The 21906-nt window shown below is 67.5% G+C and carries 18 protein-coding genes and 2 pseudogenes; 12 read left to right on the forward strand and 8 right to left on the reverse strand.

Annotated elements, in window-relative coordinates; translation table 11 throughout:
* Together AC1DEM_RS16430 and nboR are read left to right on the forward strand one after the other, a co-directional pair.
* On the forward strand, window positions 1-1110 hold a 1110-nt coding region (locus tag AC1DEM_RS16430), incomplete at its 5' end, for a transketolase-like TK C-terminal-containing protein (RefSeq protein WP_476885373.1).
* Window positions 1011-1556, forward strand: coding sequence for a nicotine blue oxidoreductase (gene nboR, locus AC1DEM_RS16435; protein WP_476885482.1), 546 nt, complete (start codon window positions 1011-1013; stop codon window positions 1554-1556). The genes AC1DEM_RS16430 and nboR, both read left to right, overlap by 100 nt.
* Window positions 1557-1655: 99 nt before the next feature.
* On the opposite strand, the gene AC1DEM_RS16440 is transcribed toward nboR, so the two are convergent.
* A complete protein-coding gene (locus tag AC1DEM_RS16440; protein WP_476885374.1) occupies window positions 1656-2300 on the reverse strand; it encodes a uracil-DNA glycosylase in 645 nt (214 codons plus the stop codon).
* 101 nt (window positions 2301-2401) lie between these two features.
* Between AC1DEM_RS16440 and AC1DEM_RS16445 the strand changes: the two are divergent.
* A pseudogene (locus AC1DEM_RS16445) lies at window positions 2402-2791 on the forward strand (DUF488 domain-containing protein); the annotation flags it as partial.
* Window positions 2792-3011: 220 nt separating this feature from the next.
* Here the strand turns inward: AC1DEM_RS16445 and AC1DEM_RS16450 are convergent.
* The 6 genes from AC1DEM_RS16450 to AC1DEM_RS16475 all read right to left on the reverse strand — a co-directional run bounded on the left by AC1DEM_RS16450 (window position 3012) and on the right by AC1DEM_RS16475 (window position 10308).
* Window positions 3012-3995, reverse strand: coding sequence for an aldo/keto reductase (locus tag AC1DEM_RS16450; RefSeq protein ID WP_476885375.1), 984 nt, complete (start codon window positions 3993-3995; stop codon window positions 3012-3014).
* 47 nt (window positions 3996-4042) lie between these two features.
* Complete coding sequence (locus tag AC1DEM_RS16455) at window positions 4043-7009, reverse strand: molybdopterin-dependent oxidoreductase (protein WP_476885376.1); 2967 nt, start codon at window positions 7007-7009, stop codon at window positions 4043-4045.
* A gap of 2 nt (window positions 7010-7011) precedes the next feature.
* Complete coding sequence (locus tag AC1DEM_RS16460; protein WP_476885377.1) at window positions 7012-8019, reverse strand: FAD binding domain-containing protein; 1008 nt, start codon at window positions 8017-8019, stop codon at window positions 7012-7014.
* Window positions 8010-9305, reverse strand: coding sequence for an XdhC family protein (locus tag AC1DEM_RS16465; protein ID WP_476885378.1), 1296 nt, complete (start codon window positions 9303-9305; stop codon window positions 8010-8012). The genes AC1DEM_RS16460 and AC1DEM_RS16465 overlap by 10 nt, the downstream gene beginning before the upstream one ends.
* Window positions 9306-9322: 17 nt before the next feature.
* Window positions 9323-9817 carry a nucleoside deaminase gene (locus AC1DEM_RS16470; protein ID WP_476885379.1) on the reverse strand — a complete coding sequence of 165 codons (495 nt, stop codon included), beginning with the start codon at window positions 9815-9817 and terminating at the stop codon, window positions 9323-9325.
* A gap of 323 nt (window positions 9818-10140) precedes the next feature.
* Window positions 10141-10308 carry a hypothetical protein gene (locus AC1DEM_RS16475; RefSeq protein ID WP_476885380.1) on the reverse strand — a complete coding sequence of 56 codons (168 nt, stop codon included), beginning with the start codon at window positions 10306-10308 and terminating at the stop codon, window positions 10141-10143.
* Between the two features lie 395 nt (window positions 10309-10703).
* Here AC1DEM_RS16475 and pucL point away from each other — a divergent pair, with 395 nt between their 5' ends.
* Both pucL and AC1DEM_RS16485 read left to right on the forward strand, forming a co-directional pair.
* The gene (pucL, locus tag AC1DEM_RS16480; RefSeq protein WP_476885381.1) at window positions 10704-11612 is read left to right on the forward strand and encodes a factor-independent urate hydroxylase; all 909 of its coding nucleotides are present in this window, start codon (window positions 10704-10706) and stop codon (window positions 11610-11612) included.
* Between the two features lie 109 nt (window positions 11613-11721).
* Window positions 11722-13230: a nucleobase:cation symporter-2 family protein gene (locus AC1DEM_RS16485; protein WP_476885382.1), complete on the forward strand. Its 1509-nt coding sequence runs from the start codon at window positions 11722-11724 to the stop codon at window positions 13228-13230.
* Between the two features lie 98 nt (window positions 13231-13328).
* Here AC1DEM_RS16485 and AC1DEM_RS16490 read toward each other — a convergent pair whose 3' ends face one another.
* Complete coding sequence (locus AC1DEM_RS16490) at window positions 13329-14084, reverse strand: IclR family transcriptional regulator (RefSeq protein WP_476885483.1); 756 nt, start codon at window positions 14082-14084, stop codon at window positions 13329-13331.
* A 206-nt stretch (window positions 14085-14290) separates the two neighbouring features.
* Here AC1DEM_RS16490 and AC1DEM_RS16495 point away from each other — a divergent pair, with 206 nt between their 5' ends.
* The 7 genes and pseudogenes from AC1DEM_RS16495 to AC1DEM_RS16525 all read left to right on the forward strand — a co-directional run.
* Window positions 14291-15703 (forward strand): NAD-dependent malic enzyme, encoded by a 1413-nt coding sequence (locus AC1DEM_RS16495; RefSeq protein WP_476885383.1) that lies wholly within the window; start codon window positions 14291-14293, stop codon window positions 15701-15703.
* 35 nt (window positions 15704-15738) lie between these two features.
* Window positions 15739-17337: a malate synthase A gene (gene aceB / locus AC1DEM_RS16500; RefSeq protein WP_476885384.1), complete on the forward strand. Its 1599-nt coding sequence runs from the start codon at window positions 15739-15741 to the stop codon at window positions 17335-17337.
* 3 nt (window positions 17338-17340) lie between these two features.
* The gene (locus AC1DEM_RS16505; RefSeq protein ID WP_476885385.1) at window positions 17341-18627 is read left to right on the forward strand and encodes a DUF6986 family protein; all 1287 of its coding nucleotides are present in this window, start codon (window positions 17341-17343) and stop codon (window positions 18625-18627) included.
* A 34-nt stretch (window positions 18628-18661) separates the two neighbouring features.
* The gene (locus AC1DEM_RS16510; protein ID WP_476885386.1) at window positions 18662-19477 is read left to right on the forward strand and encodes a bifunctional allantoicase/(S)-ureidoglycine aminohydrolase; all 816 of its coding nucleotides are present in this window, start codon (window positions 18662-18664) and stop codon (window positions 19475-19477) included.
* 141 nt (window positions 19478-19618) lie between these two features.
* Window positions 19619-19783 carry a hypothetical protein gene (locus tag AC1DEM_RS16515; RefSeq protein WP_476885387.1) on the forward strand — a complete coding sequence of 55 codons (165 nt, stop codon included), beginning with the start codon at window positions 19619-19621 and terminating at the stop codon, window positions 19781-19783.
* A gap of 297 nt (window positions 19784-20080) precedes the next feature.
* A complete protein-coding gene (locus tag AC1DEM_RS16520) occupies window positions 20081-20881 on the forward strand; it encodes a hydroxypyruvate isomerase family protein (protein WP_476885388.1) in 801 nt (266 codons plus the stop codon).
* A gap of 45 nt (window positions 20882-20926) precedes the next feature.
* Window positions 20927-21823: pseudogene (locus AC1DEM_RS16525) on the forward strand (2-hydroxy-3-oxopropionate reductase); the annotation flags it as partial.
* Between the last annotated feature and the right edge of the window lie 83 nt (window positions 21824-21906).

The raw sequence follows: 21906 nt of genomic DNA on the forward strand, positions 1-21906 counted from the left end.
ACCATGGCGTTTGTCCGCCTGCTCAAGGACCTCATGCGGGACAAGGAGTTCGGCAAGCGGATTGTGCCGATCATTCCGGATGAGGCCCGCACCTTCGGCATGGACGCGTTCTTCCCGACGGCGAAGATCTACAACCCGAACGGCCAGAACTACCTCTCCGTGGACCGTGAGCTCGTCCTGGCGTACAAGGAGTCCATCTCCGGCCAGATCGTGCACGCCGGCATCAACGAGGCCGGTTCCGTGGCAGCCTTCACCGCCGCGGGTACGTCCTACGCCACCCACGGCGAGCCGCTCGTGCCGGTGTACGTCTTCTACTCAATGTTCGGGTTCCAGCGCACCGGCGATTCCTTCTGGGCAGCAGCCGACCAGATGACCCGCGGGTTCATCATCGGCGCCACCGCAGGGCGCACCACGCTGACCGGCGAAGGGCTGCAGCACGCGGACGGGCACTCCCCCATCCTCGCCGCCACGAACCCTGCCGTCATCACCTACGACCCGGCATACGGCTACGAAATGGGCCACATCATCCGGGACGGACTGGAGCGGATGTACGGCGACGCCTCAGGCAGCGACGCCGACCGAAACCTGATGTACTACCTCACGGTCTACAACGAGCCGATCGTCCAGCCGGCCGAACCCGAGAACCTTGACGTCAACGGTGTGCTGAAAGGCATCTACCGGGTGTCGGCGTCGGACGTGGAAGGACCCAAGAGCCAGATCCTGGCCTCGGGTGTGTCTGTTCCCTGGGCCCTCGAAGCCCAGCGGGTCCTGGCCGAGGACTGGGGCGTCTCAGCCGATGTCTGGTCCGTGACGTCCTGGACCGAACTGCGCCGCGACGCCATGGCCGCCGAGGAAGACGCCTTCCTTAACCCCGGCCAGCCCGCCCGCGTCCCGTTCGTGACGCAGCAGCTCGCCGGCGCCACCGGCCCGATCGTGGCAGTCACGGACTACATGAAGGCCGTACACCCGGGACGACGGCGGTGCTGCTGGCCGCCGGCGCCGGGACGCGGCTGGGGCTCGGGCCCAAGGCGCTGCTCCCCTTCCGCGGCCGCACGCTGGTCGAAGTGCTCGCTGACGTGCTGCTCGCGGGCGGCTGCCGCGAAGTGGTGACGGTGCTCGGCGCGGATGCGCCAAGGGTCCGCGCCGCCACCGACCTCAGCCGGCACCGGGTCATCGTCAACCCTGGCTGGGACACCGGGATGGGCAGTTCGTTCCGGGCTGGAGTTGCCGCGGCGGCCCCGGAGAACCACGTGCTCATCGCGCTGGTGGACCAGCCCGGCCTGACCCCGGAGACTGTGGCCCGGCTGCTGGCCGCCCACCGGCCAGGCCGGGTCACGGCGACCGCCTACCGCGATGCGGAGGGGAAGCTGCAGCGGGGACATCCGCTGCTGCTCGATGCCAGCCTTCGCGCTGAAGCCGCGGAAACAGCCGCGGGCGACGCCGGAGCACGCGTCTTCCTGCGGGCCCACCCGGACCTGGTTGATCTGGTGGATTGCAGCGACCTCTCCGGCGGCGAGGACCTCGACTCCCCCGACCAGCTGCACCTCCTTGAATAACGCCCCTCAATTAAGAACAACCTCAATTAAGAACAACGCGGGGTCAGATACGGCCCATCAAAGGCCCTCCGATGGGCCGTATCTGACCCCGCGTTGGTTTTAGCGCGAGTGAGCTAACAGCTCCCGGAGGCCGAGCTTGAAACCGGACCGGCCGCCGTGGGCCGGATGCCTGATTTTCGGCACGTCCAAGCCGCTGCGCTGCAGGCTGCGGTGCGCCACATTGCCCACGGCCACCACTGATTCGATGGGAAAGATGTCCGTCAGCGCCTGCCAAAACAGAGTTCCCAGCGCAGCCTCGGAAGCCCTTGGCGTGCGGTTGGACAGCGGCCGCCCGGGTACGTGGGTGTGCCACGGGCAGGCGCTCCAGAGAAGGGGCAGGAAGTCCAGCTCGGCCAGCACGTCCCACATCACCGTGGCCGTCGGTTCCGCCGCGATGCCCTTAGCATCCGCCGGCAGCACGTAGCCCTTTCCCGGCCCGAACAGCCCGAACGCGTTGGCGGGGCCCTCGAACATGGTGCGGTTGGTGAAGGGAACTCCGGTGATCCTCATACCCCGGAATCCCGGCGCCTCGCCCAGCAATAAGACCTTTGGGGCGCGGTCCTGCATCTCCCGCAGGTAGATGGCCAGGTTCCGCTGGCGTTGCGCATTCCCAGGCACGGTGTGATCGAAGAAGTTGTTGCACTCCGGACCCGTTGCCACGGCGGCAAGACGTTCAACAAAGCCATCGATGGAGGATGAAGTCATTCCGCGTCCGTTTCGTTGACAGCCGGTAGGTCACCCAGAATATCCGGGCGGCTCCACCGACACGGGCATCCTTGCCGCCTTAGCATGGGGACATGACGGACATGACCATCTTCACGGTGGGGCACTCTACTCATCCCATCGGCGAATTTATCCGCATCCTGCAGGCCCACGGCGTTAAGAAGCTGATCGACGTGCGAACCGTCCCGAAGTCGCGCCACAATCCACAGTTCAACGGCGACGCGCTGGCGGCGAGCGTGCGGGCCTGCGGAATCACGTACCCTCGAATGGAATCCCTCGGCGGCCTGCGGCACGCCCGAAAGGACAGCCCCAACGGCGCCTGGCGCAACGCGTCGTTCCGGGGATACGCGGACTACATGCAGACCGAAGAATTCTCCACGGCCATCGACCAGCTGCTGGAGGGCGGGCGGACCAAGGATTCCGTCATCATGTGCGCGGAAGCAGTCCCGTGGCGCTGCCACCGCTCGCTGATCGGTGACGCCCTCCTGGCCCGGAATGTCGGAGTGCTGGACATCATGACGGAGAAGTCCGCGAAACCCCACACCCTGACTTCCTTCGCACGGGTTGAGGGAAAGCGGGTGTGGTACCCGGCGCGGCCTAGCGTCGGGTATGGCACCACAACGCGGGGGTCAGTTACGGCCCAAGAAACCGCCCACAATGGGCCGGATCTGACCCCGCGTTGGTTTCACTGTGCTACCAGCGGGGGTGGATCGATTCGCGGAAGTAGCGGTCATAGATTTCGCGGACGCCGACGTCGAACGTTGCGTCAATGCCGCTGGCATCTGCCACGGCGGCGTTGGCGCGCGCCTGGTCCACATTCCGGGCGCCCGGGATCACCGTGCTGACGCCGTCCTGCGCCGCGATCCAGGCGATGGCCGCCTGGGCGGTGCTGACGCCGTCGGGCACCAATTCCTCGAACTCGGCCACGGCTTTGAGGCCCTGGCCGAAGTCCACGCCGGAGAAGGTCTCCCCGACGTCGAACGCTGATCCGGTGCGGTTGTAGTTCCGGTGGTCGTCCGCCGCGAAGGACGTCTCCGCGGTGTATTTGCCGGAGAGCAGCCCGGAGGCGAGCGGGACGCGGGCGATGATGCCAACCCCGGCGGCCTCAGCCGCGGGCAGCACCTCGTCCAGCGGCTTGAGCCGGAAGGCGTTGAGGATGATCTGCACGGTGGCGGTGCCTTCGTGGCGCATGGCCTCGAGGGCTTCCTCGGTCCGTTCCACACTGACGCCGTAGTTGCGGATGACGCCCTCGGCCACGAGGGTGTCCAGCGCGTCGTAGACCTCGGCGTTGCTGTACACGGCCGTGGGCGGGCAGTGCAGCTGGACCAGATCCAGCTGCTCGACGCCCAGGTTGCGCCGCGACCGGTCGGTCCATGCGCGGAAGTTGGTGAGGTTGTAGTTCTCCGGGCGCTGCTCCATCCGGCGGCCCATCTTGGTGGCCACCGTGATGTCCAGGCCGGGGTTGTCTGCCAGGAACGCTCCAATGGCCTGTTCGCTGTGCCCGTCCCCATACACGTCCGCGGTGTCGAAGAACGTGACACCCGCTTCCACGGATGCGGCCAGGAGGGCCTGCGCCTGCGCGGGGTCGACGGTGCCCCAGTCCGCGCCGAGCTGCCAGGTCCCCAGGCCAACGATGGAGACGTTCCGTCCGGTCTTGCCCAACATTCGCTTTTCCATCGTCCGACTATAAGCCCGAACTGCAACGCGGGGTCAGATACGGCCCATTATGGTCCCTCCGATGGGCCGTAACTGACCCCGCGTTGGTTTTCCTTCAGGCCCAAGTAGATCTTGTCCCGGGAGATGGGCAGCTGGGAGAACCTCACGCCGGTGGCGCTCCGGATGGCATTGGCGAGCGCCGGCGCCACCGGGTTGAACGGGCTCTCGCTCATGGACTTCGCGCCCAGCGGGCCCAGCTTGTCGCTGGTGTCGGCGAAGTAGACCTCGCTGCGCGACACGTCCGCGAACGAGGGGACGTGGTACTGCCGCAGGACGTCGGTGGTGACGCGGCCGGCGTCGTCCACCTTGACCTCCTCGTAAAGCGCGGAGCCGAGGGCCTGGGCGATCCCGCCTTCGATCTGGCCGCGGCACTGGCGCGGATTGACCACCACGCCGGCATCGGCCGCCTGCACGCTTTGCAGGATCCGCAACTCCCCTGTCCCGGTGTTCACGGCCACCCGGAAGCCCTGGACGTTGAACGCCACCGAACGCGGCGTCCCGCCCCAGCGCCCCTCCGCGGCGAGCTCGACGCCGGCCCGGTCGGCGGCGGCGAAAATGTCCGTCAGGGGCACCCGGGTTCCCTCGCAGGCCACGGCGTCCCCGTCCAGAACGCAGCCGGAAGACGGCACGCGGCGGATCCCGGCCGCGAAGGAGCGGATGCGGAGGGCGAGCTCCTCTGCGGCGGCCAGCGTCGCTTTGCCCGCCACCACGGTGCCGGCAGATCCGAACGCACCGGAATCGTGGTCCACGAGATCGGTGTCGGACTGCCGCACGGTGACGCGGGCGGCGGACGTGGACAGCGCTGTGGCCGCGAGCTGCGCGTGGACAGTGGTGGTGCCGTTGCCGAATTCTGCCGTCCCGACGTCGACGGCGTACGTCCCGTCGGGCAGGAGCCGGAGCCTGGAGTGGGCAAAGTGGCCGCGGGGCGGGACGGTGTCGATCATGGACAGGGCCGTCCCCTCCCCGACCACCCAGTCCGGGCCCAAGCTGTGGAGCCCGGCCGCGCGGTAGCGCTCCCGTCCACGGGCCAGGGCGTCCTCCACCAGCTTGGTGCACTGGTCCAGGCCGTAGCTGCCGTAGCGGACGTCCTCCTGGGGCTCGTCGCTGATGGAGAGCATGTCGTCGCCTTCCCGGACCATGTTCCGGCGGCGGAACTCCAGGGGGTCCATGCCGATCCCTGTCGCGAGCTCGTCGATGCCGGATTCGATCGCGAAGATCATCTGGCTGAGCCCATAGCCGCGGAAGGCACCCGACGGCACGGTGTTGGTGTACACGGCGTGAGCGTCCACTTTCTTGTTGGCGCACTTATACACCGCCAGCGACTCGCCGCAGCCGTGGAACATGACCCCAATGGCGTGGTTGCCGTAGGCGCCCGTGTTGGTGAGCACCTCCAGCTGCAGTGCGGTCAGCCTGCCGTCGCGGCTGGCGCCGGCCTTGAGGTGGATGGTGAAGGGATGCTTGGTGGTGGCGGCGGTGAACTGTTCGGTCCGGGTGAATTCAAGCTGCACAGGGCGGTTGAGCTTCAGCGCGGCCAGCGCCACGACGTCCTCGGTGAGCACCTCCTGTTTACCGCCAAAACCGCCGCCTACTCGTCCCGCCACCACCCGGATCTGCTCTTCCGGCAGGCCGAAGACCCGGCACAGGGTCCGCCGGACCAGGAATGGGACCTGGCTGGATGTGCGGATCAGCAGGCGCCCGTCACTGCCGAAGGAGGCGATGGACGCATGGGTTTCGAGCGCCGTGTGCTGCACCCGTTGGGTCCTGTAGGTGTGTTCGTGGATGAAGTCCGCCGCGGCGAACCCGGCCGCCACATCGCCGAGCTCGGAGTGCAGTTCCGCCACGACATTCCGCTCCGGCCGGCTGATGCGGGCCGTGGCCGCGTCCTTGTCCCCGTGGAGGGCGGGGGCCCCGGGGAGCATGGCGCGCTCCGGGGTGAAGACGGCGTCCAGCGCCTCGTAGTCGACCCTCAGAGCCCGCACGCCTGCCTCCGCTGCCGCCACCGTCTCGGCGACGACAGCGGCGACGCGCTGGCCGATGAACCGGACGACGTCGTCGAACACGCGGGTGTCGTCCGGGTCGTCGGTGTAGAGCTCGTGCTGCGCAGTGGAAAACAGCTGCGCCGGGGAGTCCTCGTGGGTGAAGACGGCCGCGACGCCGGGAATCGCCAGCGCAGCCACGGCGTCGATGGAGCGGATCCGGGCGTGGGCGTGCGGGGAGCGCAGCAGCTTCACGTGCAGCAGACCGGGCAGTTCCTCGGCCGGGACGTCCAGCGTGTAGCGGGCCTGACCCGTGACGATGGCGAGGCCCGCGGGGGCGGGAACGTCGTCGCCCAGCTGTCCCGGGCGCGGCTCCGGCCGGCCGTGCCCCGCGGTTGCCGGGTCCGTGCCGGAGGTTTCCGGACGAGGCATGTTGGTACCAGGGGGTTCCGCACGAGGACTGTCCGGGCGTGGGGCGTCCGGGCCAGGGGGTTCCGGGTGGCTCCCCCTGCCGCAGACGGCGTCCTCGATGGCCGTGTACCCGGTGCACCGGCACAGGTTGCCCTTGAGGTTCCGCGGCAGGTCCGCCTTCTGCTCATCATCGAAGGTGGCCGCCGTCATCACCATACCGGCCGTGCAGAAACCGCACTGGAAGCCCTGCCGGTCCAGGAACTGCTGCTGCATCGGATGGAGTGCGGGGCCGCCAGGGTACTCAGGTCCGCTGGAGGCGCAGGTGGCAGCCAGTCCTTCCACCGTGGTGACGGCGCGGCCCTGGGCGCGGACGGCAGGATAGATGCAGCTGTGCACCGGCACCCCGTCCACATGCACCGTGCACGCGCCGCAGTCGCCAGCGTCGCAGCCCTTCTTTACGCCCAGGTTCCCCTGTTCCCGAAGGAACGTCCGCAGGCACTGGCCGGGACGGGGTTCAGCCTGCGTCGGGACGCCGTTGATCTCAATCGCGCCGTTGCTTTCAATGGGGCCGTTGCTCTCGACTGCCATGCTCAGGCCCCTTCCGTCCGGGACCCGGCGGCCGGGGACTCGGCGTGCCGGGAGGCGCTCGGCGACTCCGGGTTCGGGGACTCTGTCCGCACAGGCCTGGCACGCGGCGGCCAGAAGTCACCGGATACCGGCAGCCGATCGCGGCCCGCCGGGGCCGTGAGTTCGGCCTGGATTTCCTGGGCCAGCCGGTACGTCATGTCTTTGCGCCAGGCGGGCAGGCCGTGGACGTCGTCGTGGTACAGCTCATCGGGGATGGCGTCATCCAAGGCCTCGAAGAGAGTGCCAGGGAGGGCGCCGGCGAGCGCCGCCGCTGAGGGCCTAAGGCGCAGCTGCACCGGGCGCTTGGTGGCTGCGGTGACGGTCAGGACCAAGGCGCCGCCGGCGTCGAGCCTTCCGATCAGCAGCACCGCGGACCTGCCCAGGTTGCTCAGCGACAGCCGGCGGAAGGCCACCGGTGAGGACAGGGCCGACGCCGGCAGGATCACGCTGCGCAGGAGCTCGCCGGGAGCGAGGGCGTTGGTCCCGTCGCCCGTGACGAAGTCCAGCACCGGGAGCGTGCGGCGGGCGCCGTCGGGACCCAAAATGGTGGCCGTGCCGTCGAGCGCCGCGCAGAGCGAGATCATGGGCCCGGCCGGCAGGGAGGTGCACAGATTGCCGCCCAAGGTAGACATGGTCCAGACCTTGAAGGAAGCCACAAAGGACTCGCAGCAGGGGCGAACGAGCTCCACGCCGGGCCAGTCCCCGGCCACTCCCCGGCCGGCGTCCGAATCAGGGAACGCATACAGCTGCGCGATGGTGCAGGTTGCCGCGAGCTCGATGCCCGCCGCCGATAGGGCAAAGGGTGTCCAATCCGTAGAGCCGAGGTCCAGGAGACGCCGGAGCGGTTCCGGTCCGGAGTCAGGACTCCCGGCGGAGAAAAGCACGGTGCCACCCGCGAGCCAGGCGTCGCCTTCGCGCCACTGCGCCGGATCCGCGGTGCGGACCACGGCCTCGATAGTGTTCAGGTCCACGGGGCCTCCTGAGGTTCGGGCATGCCGGCGCTGCTGTCGAAATGATTGCTGTCGTGATGTCTGCTCTCGCGATGACTCCTGTTCTGATGGCTGCTGTTCGGACGATCTGGGGCGTACCGGTGAATGGGGCCGCTGGTGTCCTTCAGGGACGCGCTGCCCTGGGCCGGCCCGGCGGCCTTGCTCCGGCTGGCCACGAGTTCTGCTGCGATGGACACCGCGACCTCCCCGGGCGTGAGGGCCCCGAGGTCCAGGCCGATGGGTGAGTGCAGCCGGGCCAGGTCCGCATCGGCCACGCCGGCTTGCCGCAGGGCATCGATCCGGGCGCAATGGCTGCGTCTGGACCCCATGGCGCCCACATAGGCCACGTCCAGGCCGAGCGCGGCCTGCAGGAGCGGGACATCGAATTTGGGATCATGCGTGAGCACACAGATGGCCGTCCGGGCGTCGATGCGGCCGGCGCGCGCCTGGTCCGCCAGATACCGGTGCGGCCAGGCCGTGGCTACCTCGTCCGCGGCGCTGAACCTGTCCTGCTGCGCGAACGCCGGGCGGGCATCGCACACCGTGACGTGGAAGCCCAGGAGTTTCGCGGCCGGCACCAGGGCCGCACCAAAGTCGTTGGCGCCGAAGATCAGCAGGCGCGCCGCGGGCAGCCGGCTCTCCACCAGCAGGCTCACGGGTTCCGGCTGGCAGTCCCCCGCGGGCGCGATCCGGACCAGCCCGGTACGGCCACCCCTCAGCAGCGGTTCCAGCTGCGCTGCCGCCCCCAGCAGCATGCCGGCACCGGCGGAACCGCCTGCTCCCAGCAGCGCGGCGAGCTCGGCCGACTGCAGCACCCGGAAGGCATCCGGGTCAGGAACCACGACGGCGCCGCCTCCGCCGGCGTCCACCCTGCGGATCAGCGCCGCCCCGCCGGCCGGGGGCCTCCCGGCCAGGGCGTGCAGGCTGTCCAGCCGCAGCCGGCCCGGCCCTGTGCCCAGGGGTTCGATGTGGATTTCCAGCCCGCCGCCACAGGTCAGCCCGGCGGCAAACGCGTCCTCGGCGCTGTAGCCGAAGAACTCCCGGCGCGTCCCGCCGTCGCGCAGCGCCTCCAAGGCCGCCTCCACCACGGCCCCTTCAACGCAGCCGCCGGACAGGCTGCCCAGCACCTCGCCGGCCTCCGAGACCAGCATGGACGTGCCCACCGGCCTCGGCACCGAGCCGGCGGTGCCCACCACGGTGGCCACCGCGCAGCGCTGCCCTGACGCGGCAGGCCGCCAGGTGCCCAAGTGCGGGAGCAGATCCAACATGGCCGCAGTCCCCGGCGCTAATAGTCGGTCCTGGACTCGAGCGAGTTCCAGGCCTTGAAGGGATCCAGGGCCGCGGGAGCCTGCGGGTCTGTCAGGTTCAGCCTGCCCACCGGCATGAGCGCGCCGCGCTGATCGTTTTCGAAATATTCGTAGAAGAGGGCGTCGTCGAACCCCGCGGCCGCGGCATCGTGCCGGTCGGCGGCGAACACCACGCGTGACACCCGAGCCCACAGCGCGGACGCCAGGCACATGGGGCACGGCTCGCAACTGCAGTAGAGTGTGGCTCCGCTGAGATCGAACGTGCCCAGTTCACTGCACGCGCGCCGGATGGCCGTGACTTCGGCGTGAGCGGTGGGATCGTTGGTGGCAGTGACGCGATTGACGCCGTCGAACGCGTGCCCGTCCGCAGTGACCACCACCGCACCGAACGGGCCGCCGCCGTTCAGGACGTTGGCCGTGGCCAACTCGATGGATCTCGCCAGGAACTTCTGGGCCGTATCGGTTGTAGTCATGCCGCCACTCCCTACCTGCGGAAGCCGGTACACCGCGACGGGAATGCAAGGGCCGGATGCGACGGTGACCAGTCTTCAGCATGTGCCTTGAAGGTTGCGCCTGGTAGATAGCTTCCCGGATCCCGGGCCGCCCGCCGTTGGCAAGATTGACAGTAGCACCGGGACCTCGGCACGGCGCGCCCTATTTTGGAGGAAGCCCAGTTTCGTTATGTGAAATCTCTATTTCCGCTTCTTCACGCCCGCGTCCTACTTTCGCCACCGTCCTGCTTCGCCAGCGTCCTACTTCGCCAGCGTCCTACTTCGCTACGGCCCTAAGAAACGCCCTACCGCCCGAAGAGCGGCAAAGCGCGGAGCCACCGGGAAAAGCCGCGGTCCGTCCGCTCGCAGTCGGCAGGAATGTAGAAGTCCGGGTCGGTTGCGCCGAACGGCAGGTACAGCTCCTGGCCGGGCGCCGGAAAACCAACGGCACTGTCCTTCTCTTGCGAGTCCACGGACTCCTCCTCATTCAATGTGTGGCTACTTCCTCGCATCGGGTTGAATCATTCCAGCGAAGTTCCACAATTTGGAAATAATTTATTGTTATGTGGAAAAGGGTAGAGCCGATGGAGTCGGCGGTCAAGGGTGCACTCAAGGGCCGCGGCCGTTCCGGTCACAAACCGATTTTTCGAGAAGTGATGTACACCACGCCGAGACCGGGCTACGCTTAATCCCAATTCGTGGCGCAGGTCACGTAACCTGGGAGCAGCAGGCAGGGTCGTAATGAGCTGGCATCAACTGATGTCGGCTCATTTTTTGTGGGCCGACGGAATGAGAAACGCGCGGGAAACAAGCGCTTAATTTCTATGTGGGACTTTGGTGCCACATACCTGAAGTTGGGAATCAGACCATGAGCAACAAGATCGTCCTCGGCCGCAACCAGTACGGAAAAGCCGAAGTCCGGGTCGTCAAGATCACCAGGGACACCGAGCGCCATGAGATCGAAGACCTGAACGTCACCTCGCAGCTGCGCGGGGATTTCGCGGCGGCCCACCTCGAAGGCGACAACGCCCACGTGGTGGCCACGGACACCCAGAAGAACACCATCTACGCCTTCGCCCGGGAGGGCATCGGCTCCCCGGAGGCCTTCCTGCTGCGGCTGGGCAAGCACTTCACCTCGAACTTCGACTGGGTCACCGGCGGCCGCTGGGCGGCCGAGTCCTACAAATGGGACCGGATCCAGGCCCACGGTGCCGGGCACGACCACTCGTTCGTCCGCAGCGGCCAGGAAGTCCGCACCGCGGTCCTTGTCCGCGACGGCGGGACCGAGCACCTCATTGCCGGGCTCAAGGACCTCACCGTGCTGAAGTCGACCCAGTCCGGGTTCAGCGGCTTCCCGCGGGACAAGTACACCACCCTGCCGGAAACGTCCGACCGTATTCTCGCCACGGACGTATCGGCCCGCTGGCGTTTCAGGGCCGGCACCGACTTCGGCACCCTCGACTTCAACAAGAGCTACGAGGACGTCAAGAGCCTGCTGCTGGAGGGGTTCAGCGAGAAGTACTCCCACGCCCTGCAGCAGACCCTCTTCGACATGGGAGCCAAGGTCCTGGAGGCGCACACCGAGATCGACGAGATCAAGTTCTCCATGCCCAACAAGCACCACTTCCTCGTTGACCTCTCGCCGTTTGGCCTCGACAACCCCAACGAGGTCTTCTTTGCCGCCGACCGCCCCTACGGCCTGATTGAGGCCACGGTCCAGCGTGAAGACGCCGCCCCGGCGGAGATCGCCTGGGCCGGGATCGCCGGCTTCTGCTAGGTCCCCCGAGCCAGCCGGCCCGGGCTTTCCGACGCCGGCACGCCAGAAAACGTTAGCCAGACATTGTTAGCCGGACGACGACGTCCGCCATGAACCAAGAAGGTCTGCCATGAACGCACGTAAAAAATTGACCGCCCGGCCACCGCGGCCGCCTCGGACCGGCGGCACTGCCCGCCCCGAGGACGAACGGCTCTCCATCGGAAGCAGCTTCGCCTACGGCTTCCAGCACGTCCTGACCATGTACGGCGGCATCATCGCCGTCCCGCTGATCGTCGGCCAGGCCGCCGGCCTGGCTCCGGCCGACGTCGGAGTCCTGATCGCCGCCGCCCTGTTCATGGGTGGCCTCGCAACACTGCTCCAGACCCTCGGGCTGCCGTTCTTCGGCTCCCAACTACCCCTGGTCCAGGGCGTGTCCTTCGCCAGCGTGGCAACCATGGTCGCCATCGTCACCGGCGGAGGGGGCCTCCCGGCAGTCTTCGGCGCCGTCATTGCCTCGGCAGCCATCGGGTTGCTGATCGCGCCGGTGTTCTCCAAGATTGTCCGGTTCTTCCCGCCGGTGGTCACCGGAACAGTCATCACCACCATCGGCCTCACGCTGATGCCTGTGGCGGCCAACTGGGCCATGGGCGGAAACAAGAAGGCCGCGGACTACGGGAGCGTGGCCAACATTGGGCTGGCGGGGATTACCCTGGCCCTCGTGCTCCTGCTGAGCAAGGTCGGCAGCGCCACGATTTCCCGACTGTCCATCCTGCTGGCCATGGTGATCGGAACGGGAATCGCCGTCGTGACGGGAATGGCGGACTTCTCGAAGGTCGGCGACGGCCCGATCGTGGCCTTCCCCGCACCGTTCCACCTTGGCGCACCCACCTTCGAGGCCGCCGCCATCATCTCCATGCTGATCGTGGTTCTGGTGATCCTGACCGAGACCATGGCCGACATCCTGGCCGTCGGCGAGATCGTGGGCACCCGGGTCGACTCGAAGCGGATCGCCGCGGGCCTGCGGGCCGACATGGTTTCCAGCCTCGTGGCGCCGGTCTTCGGTTCCTTCACGCAGAGCGCGTTCGCCCAGAACGTCGGCCTGGTCGCCGTCACCAAGATCAAGAGCCGCTATGTGGTGGCGGCCGGCGGCGTCATCCTGGTGCTGCTGGGCCTGCTGCCGGTGCTCGGCCGCGTGGTCGCGGCGGTTCCCACGGCCGTCCTGGGCGGCGCCGGGATCGTGCTCTTTGGCACGGTGGCCGCGAGCGGCATCCGCACGCTGGCCAAGGTGGAGTACAAGAACAACATGAACCTGATCATCGTCGCCGCCTCCATCGGCTTCGGCATGATCCCGATCGCCGCCCCTACGTTCTACGACAAATTCCCCAGCTGGTTCGGAACGATTTTCCACTCCGGCATCAGCTCGGCGGCCGTCATGGCCATCTCGCTGAACCTCCTCTTCAACCACCTGAAGAAGGGCAACTCGGAGGACCAGTCGGTCTTCGTCGCCGGAACAGGCCGGGTCATCCGCGAGGAAGACCTCAAGTGCCTCGCCGACGGCGACCGCTATGAGAACGGCAAGCTGATCGACTGTGACGGCAAGGAAGTGCCCGTGGAGTCCGCCGCGGCCTCCGAGCACTAGCCACGAAAGCCACCAACGGCCTGAGCGTTGCGGCCCCTCCCCGGAAGGGAAAGGGGCCGCAACCTGGCCTGGCAAGCTGCAGCACGGCCGCGGGGGCTTCAGCTCTTGTTGAGGTCCTGGGAGATCGCCAGGGCTGCCTCGCGCAGCAACGGCACCGCCCGGTCCGCGAAGGACTCGTCCACCCGGGAAACGGGCCCGGAGACGGAAATCGCCGCGGGGGTCGGCGCATTGGGGATGGCAATGGCGAAGCAGCGGACGCCGATCTCCTGCTCTTCCTCATCGATGGAATAGCCGCGGCTGCGGATCAGCTTCAAGTCGGCGAACAGGGACTCGACGTCGCCGATGCTCTTCGGCGTGGGCGTGGGCATGCCCTTCCGGGTGACGATGCCACGCACCGTCTCATCGTCCAGCTGGGCCAGGATCGCCTTGCCCATGCCGGTGGCATGCATATAACCGCGCCGGCCCACTTCGGTGATCATCCGCATGGAGTGCAGGGACGGGACCTGGGCCACGTACATCACCATGTCGGAGTCCAGCACGGCCATGTTGGCGGTTTCGCCGAGCCGTTCCACGAGGGACTGGAGCTGCGGCCGGGCGAGCGCACCCAGCTGCTTGTTTGCCGCTTCGCCCAGGCGGATCAGGCGCGGGCCCAGGGCATAGCGGCGGTTCGGCAGCTGCCGGATATAGCCCAGGGAGACCAGTGTGCGCAGCAGCCGGTGGATGGTAGGAAGCGGCAGATCGGTGGAGGACGAGAGTTCACTGAGCGTGACGTCGCCGCCGGCATCAGTAATCAGTTCCAGAAGTTCGAAAACGCGTTCAACGGACTGCACGCCTCCGGGGGCTTTTTCCGCCATAACTTTGCTCTCCTGAGGGTTGCTCACGACAAATTTTATCCACATCGTGAAAAAAGTGCTTAGTAGACCCAAGATACCGTACCGCCGGGCCATCGGCGACGAACCCTGGGGGGCTTGTATTTCCACAAAGTAGATAATAATATCCATCATACGAAATAAGTGAGCACAGTGAGAGCCCGTCCGCGGGCCGACTAGGAGGAAATTCAATGGCGAATCCCAGCCCCGGAAATTCGATCACCCTGCGCGTGGAGGCGCCGTCGAGCTTCACCGCCACCAGCGAACTGGCCGCCGCCGTCGGCGCCGCCGGCGCCGCGATCACAGCCCTGGACGTCACCGAGTCCCACCACGAGACCCTGGTAGTCGACGTCACCTGCAACACCACGGACGACCGCCACGCCGCCCGCGTCAAGGACGCGCTGAACGCGCTCGACGGCGTCACGGTCCGGAACGTCTCGGACCGCACCTTCCTGATGCACCTTGGCGGCAAGCTGGAGGTTGTCCCGAAGGTCGCCCTGCGAAACCGCGATGATCTCTCCCGTGCCTACACCCCCGGTGTCGCCCGCGTCTGCCTGGCGATCGCGGAAAACCCCGAGGCCGCCCGCAACCTGACCATCAAGCGCAACACCATCGCCGTCGTGACCGACGGCTCCGCCGTCCTTGGCCTGGGCAACATCGGCCCGGCGGCAGCGCTGCCGGTCATGGAAGGCAAGGCCGCGCTCTTCAAGCAGTTCGCCAACGTCGACGCCTGGCCGGTCTGCCTGGACACCCAGGACACGGAGGAAATCATCCGGATCGTCAAGGCGCTCGCCCCGGTCTACGGCGGCGTTAACCTTGAGGACATCGCCGCGCCGCGCTGCTTCGAGATCGAAACCCGGCTCCGCGAGGAACTCGACATCCCGGTCTTCCATGACGACCAGCACGGAACCGCTATCGTCACGCTGGCGGCCCTGGCCAACGCCCTGCGCGTGGTGGACAAGGAACTCGCCGAGGTCCGGATTGTCGTTTCGGGCGTCGGCGCGGCCGGCTCCGCCATCATTGCCCTCCTCAAGGCGCAGGGGGCCCGCAACATCATCGCCGCCGGCCGCTCGGGAGCGATCCACTTCGGCGAACAGTACGACGACGAGCACCGCACCTGGATTGCCGAGAACACTAATGAACAGGGCTTCTCCGGCACCCTGCACGAAGCACTCAAGGGAGCCGACGTCTTCATCGGCGTCAGCGCACCGCACGTGATCGGCGAAGAACACGTGGCTTCCATGGCCAAGGACGCTATTGTGTTCGCCATGGCCAACCCCACGCCGGAAATCGACCCGGTGGTCGCATCACGGCACGCCGCCGTGGTGGCGACCGGCCGCAGCGATTTCCCCAACCAGATCAACAACGTCCTGGCGTTCCCGGGGTTCTTCCGCGGGCTGCTGGACGCGGGGGCGGCGGACATCACCCCCGAGATGCTCGTGGCCGCCGCCGAGGCGATCGCCAACCGGGTGGCGGACGATGAGCTCAATGCCAGCTACATCATTCCCAGCGTCTTCGACCCCCACGTTGCCGCCGACGTCGCCGCCGCAGTTGCCGCGGCGGCCCATGCGGCAGCCCCGGCCGCCGCGCTGACCCACGCCTGATTCGCCGCCTGATTCACCAACCAGGAAGGACCACAATGGCCCTCACCATTTCAGCCCACCGCCCCGTTGACCGTGCGGAGGAGATCCTCACTCCCGGGGCGCTGGCCTTCATCGAGCAACTGCACCAGCGTTTCGCCGGCACCCGCGGGGAACTGCTCAAGGCCCGCGCGGTCAAACGCGACGAGGTGGCCCGCACCGGCCGGCTCGATTTCCTGCCGGAAACCCGCGATATCCGTGAGGGCGACTGGACGGTGGCCCCGGCCCCCGCAGCCCTGCAGGACCGCCGGGTGGAAATGACAGGCCCTGCCGCACCGGCCAAGATGGCCATCAACGCCCTGAACTCCGGGGCCAAGGTCTGGCTCGCCGACCTCGAGGACGCCAGCACCCCCACCTGGTCCAACGTGATCGAATCGATCCTGAACCTCCGCGACGCCGCCGCCGGCACCCTGGCCTACACCTCCCCGGAGGGGAAGGAATACACGCTCCGCACCGACGCCCCGCTGGCGGTTGTTGTCGCCCGCCCGCGCGGCTGGCACATGAGCGAGCGCCATCTACTGATCGACGGCGAACACACCGTGGGCGCCCTGGTGGACTTCGGCCTGCACTTCTTCCACACCGCCCGGCAGCTGCTACAGAACGGCCATGGCCCGTACTATTACCTGCCCAAGATGGAGAGCCACCTCGAGGCCCGCCTCTGGAACGAGATTTTCGTCTTTGCCCAGGACTACCTCGGCATACCGCACGGCACCATCCGCGCGACGGTCCTGATCGAGACCATCCCCGCGGCGTTCGAAATGGACGAGATCCTCTACGAACTCCGCGACCACGCGTCCGGCCTGAACGCGGGCCGCTGGGACTACCTGTTCAGCATCATCAAGTATTTCCGCGACGCCGGCCCGCGCTTTGTGCTGCCGGACCGCGCCACCGTGGCCATGACCGCGCCGTTCATGCGCGCCTACACCGAACTGCTGGTCAAGACCTGCCACCACCGCGGCGCCTTCGCCATGGGCGGCATGGCGGCCGTCATTCCCAACCGCCGCGAACCTGATGTGACCGCCCAGGCGTTCGAGAAAGTGCGCGCGGACAAGACCCGCGAGGCTAACGACGGCTTTGACGGTTCCTGGGTGGCCCACCCGGACCTGGTGCCGGTCTGCCGGGACGTCTTCGACGCCGTGCTGGGCGAGAGGCCCAACCAGCTGGACAGGCAGCGCCCTGAAGTCTCGGTCACCGCGGACCAGCTCCTGGACATCGCCTCCGCCCATGGCACGGTGACCGAGGCAGGCATGCGCCTGAACCTCTATGTCGCCGTCGCCTACACAGCGGTGTGGATTTCGGGCAACGGTGCGGTGGCCATCCACAACCTCATGGAGGACGCCGCGACGGCGGAGATTTCCCGCTCGCAGGTCTGGCAGCAGATCCGCAACCAGGTGGTCCTCGCGGACACTGGCAGGACCGTTACCCGCGAGCTGGTCTCCGGGATCCTGGCCGAGGAAACCGAAAAGCTCCGCGGCGAGGTGGGCGAGGACGCCTTCGCGAAGTACTACCTGCCCGCCAGCAAGCTCATTGGCGACATCTGCCTGTCCGAGGACTACACGGACTTCCTCACCACGCCGGCCTACGAACTGGTGGGCTGAGCCATGGCTGGATCTCCCTCCGGGTCGCTCTCCGGCGCCGACCTGAGCCGGATCGATGCCCAGCTCGCGGCAACGGATGAACTGCTGCAGCGGAACTATCCGGGCGACGACGGCACCCGCCAGCCGGTACACACCGTCTACGTCCCGGCCGACCGCTTCACCCCGGACTTCGCCGCCGACTGGGGTGCCCATGCCCTGGCTGCAGCCGATGCCCACGGCGGACTGGAACGGCTCGGCACCCTACTCGGCCAGGACCCGGCACTGGCTGGCGCCGTCGCATCCCGCGTCGCCGCGAAGCTGGCCAGCGAGCCGATCGAGGACCTCCGGCTGGACTTCGAGGACGGCTACGGGGACCGAGGTGACGACGCCGAGGACGCCGACGCCGTCGCGGCCGCGGCCGCCGTTGCCGCCGCCGTGGCGGACGGCAGTGCCCCGCCGTTCATCGGGATCCGGTTCAAGTGCTTCGAGGCGCCCACCCGTGCCCGCGGGCTGCGCACGCTGGACCTGTTCGTGTCCGGCCTCGCGGCCGCCGGCGAGCTCCCCGAAGGCCTGGTCCTCACCCTGCCCAAAGTCACCACCGTGGCCCAGGTGCAGGCTATGGACTACGCCGTGTCCCGGCTGGAGGAACTCCACTCGCTGCCCGCCGGACGCCTACGGTTTGAAGTGCAGGTGGAAACGCCGCAGCTGATCCTGGGCCCGGACGGCACCTCCCCGGTGGCGCAGCTGCCGCACGCCGTCCCCGGGCGGATCAGCGCCCTGCACTACGGCACCTACGACTACTCGGCGTCCCTGCAGATTTCAGCCGAATACCAGTCCATGGAACATCCGGTGGCTGATTACGCCAAAGAGGTGATGCAGCTTGCCGTCGCCGGCACCGGCATCCGGCTCTCCGACGGATCCACCAACATCATCCCGGTGGGCGAGAACGTGGAACAGGCCTGGCGGCTCCACGGCCGGCTGGTCCGCCGCTCACTGGAGCGCGGCTACTACCAGGGCTGGGATCTTCACCCTGCACAGCTGCCGAGCCGCTTCGCCGCCACCTACGCGTTCTACCGGCAGGGGCTTCCCGCCGCCGCCGCGCGGCTCCGCAACTATGCGGAGCGCACCGAAGGCGGCGTTATGGATGAACCCGCCACCGCACGCGCACTGGCAGCCTTCGTGCTGCGGGGCATCCAGTGCGGTGCTGCCGGCGCAGACGAAGTCCTGGAGCTGACCGGCATTGGCTTGCCCCAGCTGACCGTCCTGGCACACCCCCGGCTGGCACAGCCCGCCGCCTCCCACAACCACTGACCCATTCACTGACCCTTCTCAAAGGAGCGGACCCATGAGCAACTACTTTTCACCCGAAGGCGGCCTGCCGCCCCAGACCCAGCTCCTCACCGACCGCGCCGTGGTCAAAGAGGCCTACACGGTCATCCCGAAGGGGGTGCTGCGCGACATCGTCACCAGCAACCTTCCCGGCTGGACCAAGACACGCGCGTGGATCATCGCCCGGCCCATCGCCGGCTTCGCCACGACGTTCTCGCAACTGATCGTGGAAGTAGCGCCCGGCGGCGGCAGCGACAAGCCCGAGGCGGAGGCCGGCGTCGAGGGCGTCATCTTCCTCACCAAGGGAGAACTGACCCTGACCCTCGACGGCGAAATCCACCACCTTGAGACCGGCGGCTACGCCTACCTCGCCGCCGGCTCGGACTGGAAGGTCTCCAACGATGCTCCCTCGGAGGCTGTCAGTTTCCAGTGGATCCGGAAGGCCTATGAGCCGCTGGAAGGCTTCACGGCAAAATCATTCGTGACCCGCGACCAGGACGTCGAGCCGCGGCCCATGCCGGACACCAACGGCGCCTGGGCCACCACCCGCTTCGTGGACCCGGACGACCTCGCCCACGACATGCACGTCAACATCGTCACGTTCCAGCCCGGCGGGTCCATCCCGTTCGCCGAAACCCATGTGATGGAACACGGGCTCTTCGTCCTGGAGGGCAAGGCTGTCTACCGCCTCAACGACGACTGGGTGGAAGTCGAGGCGGGCGACTTCATGTGGCTGCGCGCCTTCTGCCCGCAGGCCTGCTACGCCGGCGGGCCGGGCCCATTCCGCTACCTGCTCTACAAGGACGTCAACCGCCAGATCCGCCTCACGTAAGACCAATCCACGCCATGGAGTCCGCCCCGCAGGCCGGGGCGGACCCCTTCGTGGTTCCGGGCCATACGGCGCTCCGGAGCCATCCGCGGTGCCAGAACCGTGACCCCTTGTGGCCCCCGCGAGGCTTGCTAGCCTGAGCGTGTGAAGTACGAATCCCTGTCGATCGGAATGCTCCTTGGTGCGGCCCTCGGCTTCGCCATCGGAGCCACCACCGTCGACCAGCCGTTCACGGGCCTGTTGATCGGCATTGGGCTCGGCGCCCTCGTCGGCCTGGCGGCCCGAAAGGACCCCCGCAAGGGTAGATAAATCCCCCGGGCTGTTTCCCACACGCCCCGGACTGCCCCGCCCTGAAACGCCGGACCCGAAACACGGGATTCGCACGAGCCTCCCCCGCAGCCCACACCCCGCGTTCACCCGCCGCGCTTCCACGCACCCCTTGACTCCCCCGCCCTACCTTCCCTACACTTTTCATAAAGCAGAATCTTAATTCCACAAAGTGGAAATCAATACTGTGGAAATTATCACAGTGGAATTCATTCAGGAAAGGTAGCCGGGCAACGACGCCCGGGATCCAGCTCCCACCCAGACCGGAAAGAACCCGCCATGACGTATTCAGTGAACTGCTCCATCCTGCTGACCGAACTGCCCCTCCTCGAGCGCCCCGCCGCGGCGAAGGCTGCCGGCTTTGACGCCGTCGAGTTCTGGTGGCCGTTCGCAACATCAGTCCCCGGCGACGCCGAGATCACCCGCTTCGAACGGGCCATCATCGACGCCGGCGTGCAGCTCACGGGCCTGAACTTCAACGCCGGCGACATGCCCGGCGGCGACCGCGGCCTGGTCTCCTGGCCGGCACGCTCCACCGAATTCCAGGACAACATCGACGTCGTCGCCGGCATCGGTGAGCGCCTCGCCTGCAAGGCCTTTAACGCCCTCTACGGCAACCGCATTGCCGGCGAATCCGCTGAGCGGCAGGACGCCATCGGCGCGGAAAACCTGGCGACGGCGGCCGCCGGCGTCGCCCGCATCGGCGGCACGGTGCTCCTGGAACCCGTCAGCGGCGCCCCCAAGTACCCGCTCCTCAAGGCCCAGGACGCCCTCGACGTCATTGCCCGGGTCAAGCAGGAATCCGGCGCCGAGAACATCAAGCTCCTCGCCGACTTCTACCACCTGGCGGCCAACGGCGACGACGTCGCCGCCGTCATCGAAAAGCACGCCAAGGACTTCGGCCACATCCAGATCGCCGACAACCCCGGCCGCGGGGCTCCCGGATCCGGGCAGCTTCCCCTCGGCGAATGGATCGCCCGCAGCCGCGCACTCGGCTACATGGGATACATCGGCCTGGAATACAAGGAGCCGGCGGCGACCGCGTTCAGCTGGGCCATCCGCCAGCGCGTCTCCCGGTAGCCAACCCCTAAACAACACACCCGCGCTAAAACCGCATCCAAAGACTTCAGAAAGAGAACCACTATGAGCAACGTTGCAGTCATCGGGCTCGGAATCATGGGCCTGCCCATGGCCATCAACCTGGTCAAGGCCGGCCACACCGTGACCGGCTTCAACCGCAGCCAGGACAAGATCGACAAGCTCGTCTCCGAAGGTGGCACGGGTGCCGCGAGCATCGCGGAGGCCGTCAGGGACGCCGACGTCGTCATCACCATGGTGCCGGACTCCCCTGATGTTGAGGGCGTCGTCAGCGGCAAGGACGGCGTCTTCGCCAACGCCAAGAAGGGGGCGCTGTGGATCGATGCCAGCAGCATCCGCCCGGATGTCGCCAAGCGCCTCGCCGATGACGCCCGCGCCGCCGGGATCCGTCCCCTCGACGCCCCGGTGTCCGGCGGCGAACAGGGCGCCATCGATGCGGCCCTGTCCATCATGGTGGGCGGCGAAACGGTAGATTTCGAGGACGCTCGGGATGTCCTTGACGCAGTGGGCAAGACCATCGTCCATGTCGGCCCCTCCGGCTCCGGCCAGACCGTCAAGGCAGCCAACCAGCTGATCGTCGCGGTCAATATCGAGGTCCTTGCGGAGGCCATCGCCTTCCTTGAGGCTTACGGCGTGGACACGGACGCCGCCCTCAAGGTCCTCGGCGGCGGCCTGGCCGGCTCCAAGGTCCTGGACCAGAAGGGCCAGAAGATGCTCGACCGCAACTTCGATCCCGGCTTCCGCCTGGCCCTGCACCACAAGGACCTCGGCATCGTCACCTCCGCGGCCCGCGAGGCGAACGTCGCCGTCCCCCTCGGCGCCGTCGTCGCGCAACTCGTCGCCGCCACCGTCAACCAGGGCGACGGCGGCCTGGACCACTCCGGCCTCTTCAAGCAGGTCCTCCAGCTCAGCGGCCGCAGCTAGCCCCTACGCCGCGGGCCCACCCGAATCCGGACCAGCCCCACCCACACACGCTCACATCCGCCGTCGTCCATCACGACGCCGGC

This window comes from Arthrobacter sp. 05T420 (assembly GCF_056396305.1).

Bases quoted from the DNA above. Each gene is read 5' to 3' on its own strand.
- AC1DEM_RS16455 (WP_476885376.1), bottom strand. From the start codon at position 7,009: ATGGCAGTCGAGAGCAACGGCCCCATTGAAAGCAACGGCGCGATTGAG.
- AC1DEM_RS16505 (WP_476885385.1), top strand. From the start codon at position 17,341: ATGGCTGGATCTCCCTCCGGGTCGCTCTCCGGCGCCGACCTGAGCCGG.
- AC1DEM_RS16465 (WP_476885378.1), bottom strand. From the start codon at position 9,305: ATGTTGGATCTGCTCCCGCACTTGGGCACCTGGCGGCCTGCCGCGTCA.
- AC1DEM_RS16520 (WP_476885388.1), top strand. From the start codon at position 20,081: ATGACGTATTCAGTGAACTGCTCCATCCTGCTGACCGAACTGCCCCTC.
- AC1DEM_RS16470 (WP_476885379.1), bottom strand. From the start codon at position 9,817: ATGACTACAACCGATACGGCCCAGAAGTTCCTGGCGAGATCCATCGAG.
- AC1DEM_RS16495 (WP_476885383.1), top strand. From the start codon at position 14,291: ATGGCGAATCCCAGCCCCGGAAATTCGATCACCCTGCGCGTGGAGGCG.
- AC1DEM_RS16450 (WP_476885375.1), bottom strand. From the start codon at position 3,995: ATGGAAAAGCGAATGTTGGGCAAGACCGGACGGAACGTCTCCATCGTT.
- AC1DEM_RS16485 (WP_476885382.1), top strand. From the start codon at position 11,722: ATGAACGCACGTAAAAAATTGACCGCCCGGCCACCGCGGCCGCCTCGG.
- aceB (WP_476885384.1), top strand. From the start codon at position 15,739: ATGGCCCTCACCATTTCAGCCCACCGCCCCGTTGACCGTGCGGAGGAG.
- pucL (WP_476885381.1), top strand. From the start codon at position 10,704: ATGAGCAACAAGATCGTCCTCGGCCGCAACCAGTACGGAAAAGCCGAA.
- AC1DEM_RS16510 (WP_476885386.1), top strand. From the start codon at position 18,662: ATGAGCAACTACTTTTCACCCGAAGGCGGCCTGCCGCCCCAGACCCAG.
- AC1DEM_RS16440 (WP_476885374.1), bottom strand. From the start codon at position 2,300: ATGACTTCATCCTCCATCGATGGCTTTGTTGAACGTCTTGCCGCCGTG.
- AC1DEM_RS16490 (WP_476885483.1), bottom strand. From the start codon at position 14,084: ATGGCGGAAAAAGCCCCCGGAGGCGTGCAGTCCGTTGAACGCGTTTTC.